13 protein-coding genes are annotated in these 12446 nt (G+C 44.4%); 3 read left to right on the forward strand and 10 right to left on the reverse strand.

Going from position 1 to position 12446, the window contains the following annotated elements; genetic code table 11:
* Positions 1–59 precede the first annotated feature (59 nt).
* Complete coding sequence (locus F891_RS05870; protein WP_005262550.1) at positions 60–1499, forward strand: spinster family MFS transporter; 1440 nt, start codon at positions 60–62, stop codon at positions 1497–1499.
* A gap of 185 nt (positions 1500–1684) precedes the next feature.
* Positions 1685–2620 (forward strand): tRNA-dihydrouridine synthase, encoded by a 936-nt coding sequence (locus F891_RS05875; RefSeq protein ID WP_005262551.1) that lies wholly within the window; start codon positions 1685–1687, stop codon positions 2618–2620.
* A 53-nt stretch (positions 2621–2673) separates the two neighbouring features.
* Here the strand turns inward: F891_RS05875 and F891_RS05880 are convergent, their stop codons facing one another.
* From F891_RS05880 to rpe, 4 genes are all read right to left on the reverse strand, one after another.
* Complete coding sequence (locus F891_RS05880) at positions 2674–3336, reverse strand: nuclease-related domain-containing protein (RefSeq protein WP_005262552.1); 663 nt, start codon at positions 3334–3336, stop codon at positions 2674–2676.
* Positions 3337–3370: 34 nt separating this feature from the next.
* Complete coding sequence (locus F891_RS05885) at positions 3371–3853, reverse strand: methylated-DNA--[protein]-cysteine S-methyltransferase (protein ID WP_005262555.1); 483 nt, start codon at positions 3851–3853, stop codon at positions 3371–3373.
* A 73-nt stretch (positions 3854–3926) separates the two neighbouring features.
* Positions 3927–4244, reverse strand: a complete 318-nt coding sequence (locus F891_RS05890) for a DMT family transporter (RefSeq protein WP_004279177.1) — start codon at positions 4242–4244, stop codon at positions 3927–3929.
* 628 nt (positions 4245–4872) lie between these two features.
* A complete protein-coding gene (rpe, locus tag F891_RS05895; RefSeq protein WP_005262570.1) occupies positions 4873–5559 on the reverse strand; it encodes a ribulose-phosphate 3-epimerase in 687 nt (228 codons plus the stop codon).
* A 168-nt stretch (positions 5560–5727) separates the two neighbouring features.
* Between rpe and F891_RS05900 the strand changes: the two genes are divergently transcribed.
* Positions 5728–6006: a DUF2218 domain-containing protein gene (locus F891_RS05900; RefSeq protein WP_005262583.1), complete on the forward strand. Its 279-nt coding sequence runs from the start codon at positions 5728–5730 to the stop codon at positions 6004–6006.
* Between the two features lie 44 nt (positions 6007–6050).
* Here F891_RS05900 and F891_RS05905 read toward each other — a convergent pair whose 3' ends face one another.
* From F891_RS05905 to F891_RS05930, 6 genes are all read right to left on the reverse strand, one after another.
* Positions 6051–7190: a M48 family metallopeptidase gene (locus F891_RS05905; protein WP_005262585.1), complete on the reverse strand. Its 1140-nt coding sequence runs from the start codon at positions 7188–7190 to the stop codon at positions 6051–6053.
* A gap of 11 nt (positions 7191–7201) precedes the next feature.
* On the reverse strand, positions 7202–8299 hold the full coding sequence (locus F891_RS05910; RefSeq protein WP_005262586.1) for a YjgN family protein: 1098 nt from the start codon (positions 8297–8299) through the stop codon (positions 7202–7204).
* 120 nt (positions 8300–8419) lie between these two features.
* Positions 8420–9256: an S-formylglutathione hydrolase gene (gene fghA, locus F891_RS05915; RefSeq protein WP_005262587.1), complete on the reverse strand. Its 837-nt coding sequence runs from the start codon at positions 9254–9256 to the stop codon at positions 8420–8422.
* A 43-nt stretch (positions 9257–9299) separates the two neighbouring features.
* On the reverse strand, positions 9300–10682 hold the full coding sequence (locus F891_RS05920; RefSeq protein ID WP_005262588.1) for a C13 family peptidase: 1383 nt from the start codon (positions 10680–10682) through the stop codon (positions 9300–9302).
* A 120-nt stretch (positions 10683–10802) separates the two neighbouring features.
* Entirely contained in the window at positions 10803–11621 is an 819-nt protein-coding gene (locus F891_RS05925) for a class I SAM-dependent methyltransferase (RefSeq protein WP_005262589.1), read from the reverse strand.
* Positions 11615–12439, reverse strand: coding sequence for an undecaprenyl-diphosphate phosphatase (locus F891_RS05930; RefSeq protein WP_004279167.1), 825 nt, complete (start codon positions 12437–12439; stop codon positions 11615–11617). The genes F891_RS05925 and F891_RS05930 overlap by 7 nt, the downstream gene beginning before the upstream one ends.
* Between the last annotated feature and the right edge of the window lie 7 nt (positions 12440–12446).

The raw sequence follows: 12446 nt of genomic DNA on the forward strand, positions 1-12446 counted from the left end.
ATAACAATCAAATTAAAAGTATCAAATAAATATCTCAAACGATCAGCACAGGATGTTGCATGATGAATGATAAATCGCTGAACCTAGAAATGGTTGAAAGGACGATTCAACCGCCAAATCAAAGTTTTGAGCCTACACCAGCAGAATCGGCCGTGCCGCTGTCTGAACAGATTGAACCGCCACCGGAAAGCAGCACCTACCAATGGTATGTGGTGGTCATTTGTATGGGGGCTTACATTCTGTCATTTGTAGACCGTCAAATTTTATCGCTCATGATTGAACCGATTAAAGCCGATTTAATGCTGAGCGACACCCAGTTCAGCCTATTACAAGGTCTGGCCTTCTCCTTGTTTTATGCCATTATGGGCCTGCCCATTGCCGCACTGGCGGATCAAAAGTCCCGGATTAAAATCATTGCGACCGGGATTGCTTTCTGGAGTCTTGCCACAGCAGCCTGCGGCCTCAGTAAAAACTTTATTCAAATGTTTATTGCACGTCTGAGTGTGGGTGCCGGCGAAGCTGCGCTTTCCCCTGCCTTTTATTCGATCGTTGCCGATTTATTTCCGAAAGATAAATTAGGTCGTGCACTCGGGGTATATGCCATTGGTGCCTTTATTGGTTCGGGCTTAGCTTTCCTGATTGGCGGCTATGTGATTGGCCTGCTCAAAGATGTCAGCTTCGTGGCTTTACCGCTTATTGGTGAAGTAAAAACCTGGCAACTCACCTTTATGATTGTCGGTCTACCGGGCGTATTGCTGGCCCTACTCATGGTGCTGACGGTGCGTGAACCTGCACGTAAGGGTATGAAAGTCGGTCAGGATGGCCAGGTCATTAAAGCATCTTTCAAAAACTCGATCGGTTTTATCAAGACACATAAAAAGACCTTTTTCTGTCATTTTATTGGCTTTTCTTTTTACACCATGATGCTGTATTCGCTGCTAGGCTGGGCACCTGCCTATTACATGCGTAATTTCGGTCTGGATGCGAGTCAAACCGGTTATATCCTCGGTACGATTATTCTAGTCGCGAATACTTCAGGTGCCTTGTTCTGTGGCTGGCTGATCGACTTTTTCTCGAAACGTGGCTATAGCGATGCTGCAATTCGTACCGGTGCCATTGGCTGTGCGGCGCTGATTATTCCGAGTGTGCTGTTTACTCAGGTCGATAATATGCAGCTTTCATTTGCGCTGATTTTTGTGGCGATGTTCTTCTCCACTTTCCCGATTCCTGCATCGGCTGCTGCTACGCAAATGCTGACACCGAATCAGCTACGCGCACAGGTATCTGCCAAATTCCTGCTGGTTTCAAACCTGATTGCCTTAGGTGTCGGAACCACCGCAGTGGCGTTAATCACGGATAAATATTTCCAGAATACCTTAATGGTTGGTAACTCAATCTCGATCGTCAATGCGATTGCCGGATTGATTGGTTGCTTCCTGTTGTACAAGGGCTGTCAGTATTATCGTGAGAGTATGAAAGTCGAAAAACTGGCGGACTAAAATGGCTGGATATTGCTAAACCTTCTTAATTTTCACTTTTAAAGGCCTTTAATCCACATTAAAGGCCTTTTTATATCAGCCCAAAAAGTTCAATTTTCAGGTACTCATCATTCAATTCCGATCCAGCCTAGACAGGCTGCCTAAAAAAACGTATAACACCGTTTTAAATTTACAGGTGTGCACCGTTGAAACTTGTGCTTGCTCCCATGGAAGGCTTAACCGATCCGATTATGCGTGATGTGCTGACATCCGTAGGTAGCTTTGACTGGTGTGTGACCGAGTTTATCCGTGTCACCGATTCCCTTCTGCCCGATCATATTTATCATACTTACTGCCCGGAACTGTTGAATGATGGCAAGACGGCGGCAGGTACACCGGTACATGTCCAATTCTTAGGAAATAATCCGGAGATGCTAGCAGCGAATGCCGCCAAAGTGGCAGCCATGGGCGCACCGGCAATTGACATGAATTTTGGCTGTCCGGCCAAAACCGTGAACCGTCATCGTGGTGGTTCAGTCCTGCTCGATGAACCCGAAGTCGTGCATGAGCTGGTTAAAGCCGTGCGTGATGCAGTGCCTGCGCATATTCCAGTCTCCGCCAAAATGCGTCTGGGTTATATGGACCGTAATTTTATGCTGGAAAATGCGCATGCCATTGAAGATGCCGGGGCAGCGTGGGTCACCGTTCATGCACGCACCAAAGCCGATGGGTATACTCCACCCGCTTTTTGGGATCAGCTACAACCGATTCGTGAAGCACTTAAGATCAATGTGATCGCCAATGGTGAAATCTGGAACAATACCGATGCCAAACAGTGCCGTCTGGAATCTGGTTGCGAAGACCTGATGATTGGCCGTGGTGCAGTAACCACACCCGACCTGACCCAATGTATTCGTCAAAATTCGGATGCACCTTTGCTGAACTGGAATGAACTGCTGCAACTGCAAATTCGTTTTATCAACGGCCCAGCCAAAACCGAGATCGGGATGGTCGGTCGTTACAAGCAATGGCTCGGCATGATGTCGAAACATTATCCTGAAGCCAAAGCATTATGGGACGAAGTAAAACGGATTAAAGTTCTGGCTGAGATTACCGAAAAACTGAAAGCTTCAAATATTTAAAACTAAAAAGCCTTTGAATCATTCAAAGGCTTTTTTATGATTGAGTAAAAAACTTATAACTGCTCACGCTGCTTTAAATTTTCTACGTGTTCCCGATTAGTTTTCCAAGATTTTTCTAAAACTTCTTTTTCTAGCCGCAGTTGTATCCGTTTTAATTTCGTTTCAGAAATCATCTGTTGATCAAAACTTTTCACATAGTCGGTCCAGCCCGCCCCCCGAAATACATGATTTGGCATCGGCGTTTTAAACACGGCATCTGGCATAAATACAATCACAGAATGCAAAAGATCTGGTTCCACAATATCTGCCAGTAGCTGCTCCAATACTTTGATGTGCTTATAGTTTTGATGAATCGGATTCTGAAATTTATAACTGTGTTTATAGATTTTCTGGGTCCAGGTTTTTTGTCGCTCGTTTCCAAATATCCAGCCTTTATAGTTTTTGGTCTCAATCACAAATATTCCGTAAGGACTTAATAACAGATGATCAATTTGCGTGGTCGCACCTGTCCCGTCTGGAAGAGTCAAATCATTGAGCAGAATATATTGAGGATCTTTTAAATACAGTTTGACATGGGCAGCAACCGCAAATTCTCCTAATTTCCCTTTTAAAAATGGCTTGAATAATTTAAAAATCATCACGCCAAAGAAAAGCAGAAGAATCCACCCTAAACTGGACCAGAGTGGACTTAATAGCTGTATGGTAGAATGTTCCATATTCTAATTTTCATTTATTTTAAGTGCTTAAATATTAATGCGTTCGCTCAATATTTAACAGGATTTCTTTTTTATCCAAACCACCGGCAAATCCTACCAGCTTGCCACTGCGACCAATCACCCGATGACAGGGTGCAATAATCGAAATCGGGTTTTTGCCATTGGCTGCACCCACGGCGCGTACTGCCTTGATATTACCCACCTGTTCAGCAATGTCGCGATAGCTTCGGGTCTGTCCGTAGGGAATATTCAGTAGCGCCTGCCAGACTTTTTTCTGAAAATCAGTACCGGCAAAGTCCAAAGGCAGGTCAAAAACATTGCGCTGACCAGCAAAATATTCCTGAAGCTGACGTCTGGTTTCAATCAAAACCGGATGCTGTGGATCTTCAACCAAGGTCGCCAGTTTCACCCGATTCGGCTGTTCACAGTCCCAAAGCACGGCTACCAGCGCGGTTTTATTCGCGACCAGTCGTAACTGACCTACGGGAGAATCCATATAGAGATAACTTAAGTTCATGATGGCGCCCTGTCCCAATCACTGGAGTTCATTTTCTATATTAACCCAGTTCACCGAGACAGGCAGATACAAATTATGAAGAGGATACTTTCATCAGCACCAGACCGGAAATGATGAGTACGGCAGCCAGCATACGCAACGCTGTAGCGGGTTCACCCAAAACCCAAATACCAATGAGAAATGAACCCACTGCACCAATCCCGGTCCAGATCGTATAGGCTGTACCTAGTGGCAAAGTACGCATCGCATAAGCCAGCAAAGCAAAACTCAGTACCATGAAGACAATGGTAATAATACTTGGGGTAAGTCTGGTAAAGCCTTCAGACAGCTTCATCGAATATGCCCAAACGATTTCAAAAATACCCGCAAGAATAAGTACGATCCAGGCCATGCAGCCCTCCTCCTTTTATATAAGAATCAGGCCGTCCTGACGATTTTTCCTGTAAATTCCGATATGCAATTCACAAGGGAGGTCGTTCCTCCTAGGTGTAAAAATTTTATAAAACCACATTGCAGTAATCTGGCTATTTTTACAAAACATGACTTATCGAGATACAACTTAACTTTGCCTTACTCAAATCCTCACGACATTCATGGCTATTCTGGTTATGGTAGATGTTGAAAATGCCAAGTCAGAAATAGTTCTAATAATCGGGCAATTCATCCACAACAATTACATGAGAATGGACTCAGAATATTAAGTTATACACATCAATTAAATTTAAACTTTGTCTGGAGTAATTACATAATGAAACACAAATATGCGAGACATTGATCATTTTTTACTTGGTTGAATTATTAACTCTTGATTAACAAATAACCACTAAACATAAGGGTTATATGTAATAAAAAAGAACCCAATTTGAGTTCTTTTTATACAAATATTGTCTAAATCACAATCAACCACGGTACAAATGATTACATTTTATGCAACATATCCATATGGTTATCAACATAGATATCTACACACTTATCCATAAAGTTATCCACATATTTATGCGCATCTGATGTTTTAGCGATTAGAGTTGAATCTGTCCTACTCTGGCTAACTCTGCACGCATTTCATCAATCACAGCTTTATAATCTGGCTTGCCAAAAATAGCTGAACCCGCCACAAACATATCGGCACCCGCTTCAGCAATTTCACGAATATTACTCGGTGTAACACCACCATCGACTTCCAGACGAATATCACGACCTGAAGCATCGATCAGTTGACGTGCCTGACGCAATTTATCCAAAGTCATTGGAATAAATTTCTGTCCACCAAAGCCCGGGTTCACACTCATGAGCAGAATTTGATCGACTTTATCCAGTACATAATCCAGATAATGCAGTGGCGTTGCTGGGTTAAATACTAGACCCGCTTTGGCGCCACCTGATTTGATCAACTGTAAAGAACGGTCAATATGATCAGACGCTTCCGGATGGAAAGTAATGATATCAGCACCCGCTTCAAGGAAATCTCCGATCATGCGATCTACCGGCTTAACCATCAAATGCACATCAATTGGCGCCTTAATCCCATAATTTTTCAAGGCCTTGCAAACACCCGCACCAAAAGTCAGGTTCGGCACATAATGGTTATCCATGACATCAAAATGGACAACGTCTACACCTGCTTCCAACACGTTCTCGACTTCTTCACCTAAACGGGCAAAGTCAGCAGATAAAATAGAAGGGGCAATTAAATAAGGCTTGGACATGGGAGAACCTGGCTTGTTGAAATTGGATTTTTCCCATTATATCAAATCCGCTCCGGCTACTGTGATTCGATGTTGCAAGATTAAAACGCTGTGTAACGCTTTAGTGCTTATGCCGGCATCACCGCCTGGTTTAAAGTGCAGAATAATGATGAATAGTGTAGAAAACTGATGAAAAGTATTGCCCATATCCAGACGCAACAAGCTTCACGAATTGCCAAACGCCTGGCCAATCACTGGAAACATAAATTTAATATTGATGAAACCGAACAAAATTTCCTGATTCATTTTCCAAATGCTGAAGTGATATTGGCTCCTGAACAAGATCATCTAACCGTAACGATTCAGAGCAATGCTGATTCCACTGACCTGAATAAACTCAAAAATGTCGTGCTGGATCATCTGATCCGTATGGGACAGGAAAATCTGACTGCCGATTGGCAAAGATAGAGACTAAAATGCCTTGATGATTAAGGCATAGCAATGATCAGAAACTAAATACGATGATTCGCTTGTTCATTAAAGGCATGAATACGCTCAATTCTTTTATCCAGTTCGGGGTGAGATTCCAGATATTTTTTAAACTTCCCGATCAGGCGAATCCATTTCAGTTCGGTTTCTGTCAGATGCCGGTCTTTTCCATCAATATTCAGGGTGAAATTTTTCATTTTTAAGGTTTGCGATTCCTCTGCCAGTATTCTGGCATTTTCCACCCGCTGCAAAAAGTTAGACAAATGAATACTGGAAATCTGCTGTTGATGCAAATGCTGCATGGCATAGTCATCGGCATCCAGTTCAATCGCCTGCGAATATCCGGCATCAGTCAACACGACTACAGAGGCTGTGACCACATCACTTAAATCTCCAGTTACCAAGGCAAACAGTCCCGCCGCACCCAGATTAGAAATCACTTTTTGCATGCTGTGTTTTTGTACCAGATGGCCTTGTTCATGGGCCAGTACGGCAAGGACTTCTTCATCGGTGCCGCTGATTTTCACCAGCTCATCGGTCACAATAATGGTGTTATTCGGGATGGCTGCGGCATTCATACCCATGCTTGATCCACCTTGACGGAAAATAATTTTTGCAGGTTTTCCTACAGCAATCTTTTGTTCATACAAAGTTTTTAATCGTGTCTGCTGTTCTGCCGGGAGTGTACTTGGCTGGGTCTGGGCAATTAACTGCTGCTCTGTCCGGTTGCCTACTTCAACTAAAGTCTGCTCCGGAAGGAGTTTTGCTAGCTGTTTGGCAGTATAAGGAATCCCCCATTTTAAAATCACAATCACTGCACTAATCACGATGATCATGGAAAAGAAAATCAGGATCGGTGAACGTTCAAACTTCCAGATCGCATGATAAATATCTTTATGTTTAATCCCGAGCCAATGCGGCGCTTTGCTTAAAAACTCAATCCGACGTTCTTCAGGCAGCTCAATAATCGATTTACGACCACCGACACCACCAATGTAGGCCATGTCCGGATAAGCAAAATAAAAATCTGCAGCGCTAACTTGTGCTGGAACATCCTCATCAAGTTTCAGAGCAATCCCTTGTTGCTGATCCGGTACAATCCAGGCACGACGGGCTTCAGCGAGAATTCTATCATAAAACTTAACTTCAACAGGTCGTTTCATCACATTTACTCCTATAGCGACGCATCGAAATCAAATACGTCCAGGATTTCATCGGCCAAGGCACTCGGATCAGGTTGCAAGATATGCTCAAGATTGGTTTCATCGTCTGCTACATAGAGTTCCAAGTGTTTTAACTGATATTCATATAAACGGATGGCAGCCCAAGGCGTCATTAAGCCCAGACTAAGAACACGCACTATCCAGTTGCTCAGCACAATCCAGCTATAATGCCAAGTAGTTACCCGTGTTTTAAAGTAACTTTGACCAAGCTCCACATGATTCCAGGTAATGAGGTATAAACGTGCAGAAATGACCGGCCAGACTAGCGCCAGACAAAGCAGATAGCTAAGCAGTAAACCCAGACTAAACAAGTTGGTGCCAATCCGGTCCACCCAGTACACCACTGCTGCAAGCCAGCCAATACCAACCAGCAGGCAAAGACCCAAGAGCAGATAAACGGCAGACATAAACTTAGACCAGCTAATATTCAGCTTGAATTGCAGCTGACCAATCGATAAATGATTAAAACAATAGCGTTTATAGAGCCAAATCATCACCGGACTAAACAGCAGCAAAGTAAAGATATTGATCAGGATGGCCAGAAATAAGACCCTATAAGCCTCGCGGTTGCTGCCATTAAAATAAAAACGCACATTGCCATATTTGCTATTTCGGGCCTTGAATTTCAGCGTCATCCGAATAAGCCAAGGCAAACACAGCGCAGCGACCATTAATAAAGAACTGGTGGCAAGGATTGAATAGTTGGTCAGTACGACGGTAACCAGATATAGTTCCAGTGCAAACAGACGACCCAGCAAGATCCGGCTCGGCATGGCCACAAAGTCGAAGCGATGGTTTAAAAATTGGGTATTGCCGTAGAAATAACGCATACGGCGTGCCTTGGCCCAAGGGCTGTACAAGGTCAAGGTCACTATGGTCAGCATCAGATTCACCATCCAGATACCAAAATATTCGGATGCACTGCCATGAAATCTGAATCCATAACGCTGATATTTGGGGCGGACTGAAGGCGTGGCTTCAGTCGAAAAACTTGAAGCAGCTGGAAATAATGGCTCACTAACACGAATACCGTCTGCTGTCTGCTGCATGACGACCCCAATTTTTTATACTTTTATACACCTGATATTAAAAGAAAAACCCCCAGAATGTAAAAACATTTTGGAGGTTTTTTAATCTTTTTAGTACTGCTAGATGTGTGCAGTCTTGCTTTAAGGATTTAACTGCACGGCATGGAATTGCAAATGGTCATCTACGAAACTTTGAATAAAGTAATAACCATGATCATAGGCCTGATGTTCACGCAAAGTTAGCGGCTGGTTGACGGCATCACAAGCTTGCTGAAACAAGGCTGGATTAAGCTGACTATAGAACTGATCCGAAAAACCCTGATCAATCAGGATATCGCCAAATAAGGCGCCCTTTTCCTGAACCAAAGCGGTTGCATCATGTTCGAGCCATTCCTCTTTCTCAGTACCCAGATAATTCGAGAATGCTTTGTCCCCCCAAGGACACTGGCTCGGGGCACAAATCGGTGCAAAGGCTGAAACAGATTTGAATTTTTCTGGATATTTAAATGCCAGAGTCAATGCGCCATGACCGCCCATAGAGTGGCCAAAGATGCCGATCTTGCCGGGATGGATCACGAATTCCTCAGTGACCAGTGCGTAAAGCTCATCGACAATAAAGCTTTCCATCTGATAGTGTTCAGCCCATGGTGCCTGGGTAGAATTGATATAAAAACCCGCACCCTGACCGATATCCCAGTTGTCGCCTTCTGCCACACCTTCGCCACGCGGCGAAGTATCTGGTGTAATCAGGATCAAGCCAAGCTGTGCCGCCAGACGCTGTGCATGTGCCTTGATGGCAAAGGTTTCTTCAGTACAGGTCAAACCTGCCAGATAGAATAATGCAGGACAGCTGTGGCCCTCTAAAGCTTGAGGCGGCAGAAAAATGCCAAACTTGGTCGGTGTTTTAAGATAGCGTGAATCAAAACGATAAATCCGCTGTTCACCTTCAAAGCTTCTATTGTTCTGTATAAGTTCCATGGCTATTCCTTATTATTGAAACCGGTCTGTGGATGACATTGATCTAGGGAGATGGTGACGCTGTACTGTTCTGTGGAAATAAACGTTGCTCCAGTTGTGGCAACATCAATTCCATATTCTTACCAATCACCCATTGCGGTTCTGATGGCTCAAAACCTTGAGCCGATTCCCATTTTGCTACGGTATCTGTGGCCTGGGCGAACGCGCTTTGCAAGCTGCTATTTTCACGCATGGCTTCATCAAAGAACGCACGACCAAAATAGGTATAATCCGCTTCATTCGAACAGCCAAAAGACTGACGGTCGGCTGCCGAAGCCGTAATCACCAAGGTATTATCATTCTGTAAAGCTGAAGCAAAACTGCCTGAAAAACATGCCGAGATCACAATCACGCGCCAGCGTATGCCTGATGCATCCAGTGTCTCACGCAACCATTTTGGATCGACTTGTGCCAGATCCAGCGGGGCATTTTCCATTTCAAATACATTCGGCAAACCGTGAGAGGTCATATATAAAAACAACACATCACTTTCCCGGTTCATCTGCTGCCCCATACGGCGTAATGCCAGCTCCATACTGGTTTTGGAAGCAATCGGCATGGTGGTACGTGTCGCTGGGTGATTGACCAAGGCAATCGATCGGCCAAAAGTACCAAAACGGGTATCAAACTGTTCTTTAATCCGCTCGACTTCAGAATGGAATACATCCTGATAGCTCGCTCCGGCTACCCCCATGAAATACCAGTGTGACTGTGCAAATTCACCATACTCGATATTTTCCAGCGCTTTATTCAGCAAAGTTGGCTGGGCATAGAAAGCATCTTCGGCAAAACTCGGTGGAATTTCTTCGACTTTCCAGATCGGCTGATCTTTGACTGAAATCTGCCAAACCACCAGGGTAAACAAGGTCGCCAGCATAATCAGCGCACGTTCCCACCACGGCCATTTTAATTCACGCGAGATGACCCAGACCACTGCCAGACTTTGCCAGACAAACAGCATGACAAAGAGCGTTGGAATATAGTCGTAGAGGATATACGGCAGATAATCCAGATCACCCAGATACTGAATCAGGCACTGGAACAGCATGATATGGGTATCTAACACCAACCATAACAAGGCGGGCACCAGCATCAAGCGTGGATTATTGACCCGCTGTGACAGAAAAATACCGACAATCAGGGCAATGAAAGGCCAAAGCGCATAACTGATCAGACCTTGAGAGTTAAAATCTCCCATACGGCCTGAACTGAGCCAGCTAAACAAACTGTTGGCGCAGCCACCCAAGATCCCCCAGAACACCAATTGCATGATGGATGGACGGACCAGTTGTAAAGAACGCCTCGACCCCAGAAATAACCACATCCCGGCAATTTGGTTGCTCTTAAAATCGTGCCAAAAATTAATGGAGGGTTTAAAGTCGATCATAGGATTTCAAGGAGATGAGTGGCTCGCTAATGTGCTGAATAAGTTTATGCTTGATAAGCATTTAATCAATGCTAATTTTAAATATATAACAAATCTTTGCTTAATAAAGAAGCCATTATCCTATTCAGCTACAAGTTCATGCTGAAAATACGCATCAAAGCGACAAGCATCGCCTTGCCATTGATGATTTGGCTCTTTTCCGGCCAGAAATACCGCCAGACGCGGACGTTTGACCACAACACGCTTGCCAATTTTCTGCGCCAGTTCCAGCAAGTTGTCGCCCAGATCCATTTCCCCATCTTCAGGCAATAACATATGTAACAGCTGCATCTGTTTTTTGACCTGTGCCTGTTTTTTGACTGCCTGCTGATTTTGATCCCGCTGTGGGAACATCGGGTCAAGATAAACCACATCAATAATCTGCTGCTCGGCCTGCTGTTTTAAATAATCGGCTGAATCTGAAAATACCAAATGAATCCGTGATACGACTTGACTCAGGAATGCATCCGACTGGGCACGTGTATGACTATCTTCAAGCAAGGTGAATAGAATTGGATGCCGTTCAACCAAAGTGACCTGCGCACCTAAATGCGCCATCAACAGACTGTCATGTCCCAGACCTGCAGTCGCATCGACCAAGCTTGGTTTTTCACTTAAATTACAGGCGCGTGCAATCATTTCCGATTTCAACGATGCACGTTTTAAACGTCCAGTTTCTGCTTGCCAGTCCGGTTGCATCTTCATGCCATTGGCACATAACCAGAGTCCGTCAGCATCGACACAAAGCGCCAGTTCAGGGTTTAAACGGAAAAAACGTGCATTGAGTTTTTCAACAGTTTCAATCTCGACCTGCACCTCACGAGAAGAAAGCACAGCCTCGAAGTGCTGTGCTTTCTCTTGATAGTCAGATTCGGCATATAAGCGAATCGCGCTTACCATAGTTTCCAACCTGTATAAGCAAATAATAAAATCAGCAGACCCGAAGCAATACGATACCAGGCAAAGATCATAAAGTCGCGTTTGGCCACGTAAGCGACCAGCGCACGGATTAATATCAATGCCGAGATAAAGGAAACCAGAAGCCCAACCCCGATCACGGTCCAGTCTTCAGTGGTATTTAATACATCATAGCTTTGATAAAGATCCAGCAGGCCAGCGCCGATAATGACCGGAATACCCAAGAAAAATGAGAATTCAGTCGCTGCCTTACGGGACACACCCAGGAACATCGCACCGATAATGGTTGCGCCTGAACGGGAAGTACCCGGAATTAAGGATAAAACCTGAATCAGGCCAATCCAGATCGCATCTCTAATGCTGAGTTCTTCAACTTCATGCACACGGACTTGTGGTGGATTCTTTTCAATCCAGATAATGATCAAACCACCGACGATCAAACCAATGGCAATCGCAATATCATTAAACAGTAATTGTTTGACGGTTTGTCCCAGCGTCAGACCAATCAATATAATCGGAATAGAAGCCAGAATCAGGCCAATGCCTAAACGGCGACCTTGCGGTTCACCGCTGACAATCCCGGTCGCTGCCCCCCAAAGACGCGCCCAATATTCATAAATAACGGCAGCAATTGCCCCCATCTGGATCGCGATGACGAATACATCACTCTTTTCCTTGGTCCAGAAATTCATTAATTCTGATGCCAAAATCAAATGACCGGTACTGGAAATAGGCAAAAACTCGGTAATGCCTTCGATAATACCCATGATGGCCGCTTTGAGTAGCAGTAAAAGATCCATGCTTTAT

Origin of the sequence: Acinetobacter sp. CIP 101966, assembly GCF_000369725.1 — a bacterium.
Taxonomy (GTDB): domain Bacteria; phylum Pseudomonadota; class Gammaproteobacteria; order Pseudomonadales; family Moraxellaceae; genus Acinetobacter; species Acinetobacter lwoffii_Q.

Coding starts and splice junctions, on each gene's coding strand:
- F891_RS05870 (WP_005262550.1), top strand. CDS start 60: ATGATGAATGATAAATCGCTGAACCTAGAAATGGTTGAAAGGACGATT.
- F891_RS05880 (WP_005262552.1), bottom strand. CDS start 3,336: ATGGAACATTCTACCATACAGCTATTAAGTCCACTCTGGTCCAGTTTA.
- F891_RS05885 (WP_005262555.1), bottom strand. CDS start 3,853: ATGAACTTAAGTTATCTCTATATGGATTCTCCCGTAGGTCAGTTACGA.
- F891_RS05890 (WP_004279177.1), bottom strand. CDS start 4,244: ATGGCCTGGATCGTACTTATTCTTGCGGGTATTTTTGAAATCGTTTGG.
- rpe (WP_005262570.1), bottom strand. CDS start 5,559: ATGTCCAAGCCTTATTTAATTGCCCCTTCTATTTTATCTGCTGACTTT.
- F891_RS05900 (WP_005262583.1), top strand. CDS start 5,728: ATGAAAAGTATTGCCCATATCCAGACGCAACAAGCTTCACGAATTGCC.
- F891_RS05905 (WP_005262585.1), bottom strand. CDS start 7,190: ATGAAACGACCTGTTGAAGTTAAGTTTTATGATAGAATTCTCGCTGAA.
- F891_RS05910 (WP_005262586.1), bottom strand. CDS start 8,299: ATGCAGCAGACAGCAGACGGTATTCGTGTTAGTGAGCCATTATTTCCA.
- fghA (WP_005262587.1), bottom strand. CDS start 9,256: ATGGAACTTATACAGAACAATAGAAGCTTTGAAGGTGAACAGCGGATT.
- F891_RS05920 (WP_005262588.1), bottom strand. CDS start 10,682: ATGATCGACTTTAAACCCTCCATTAATTTTTGGCACGATTTTAAGAGC.
- F891_RS05925 (WP_005262589.1), bottom strand. CDS start 11,621: ATGGTAAGCGCGATTCGCTTATATGCCGAATCTGACTATCAAGAGAAA.
- F891_RS05930 (WP_004279167.1), bottom strand. CDS start 12,439: ATGGATCTTTTACTGCTACTCAAAGCGGCCATCATGGGTATTATCGAA.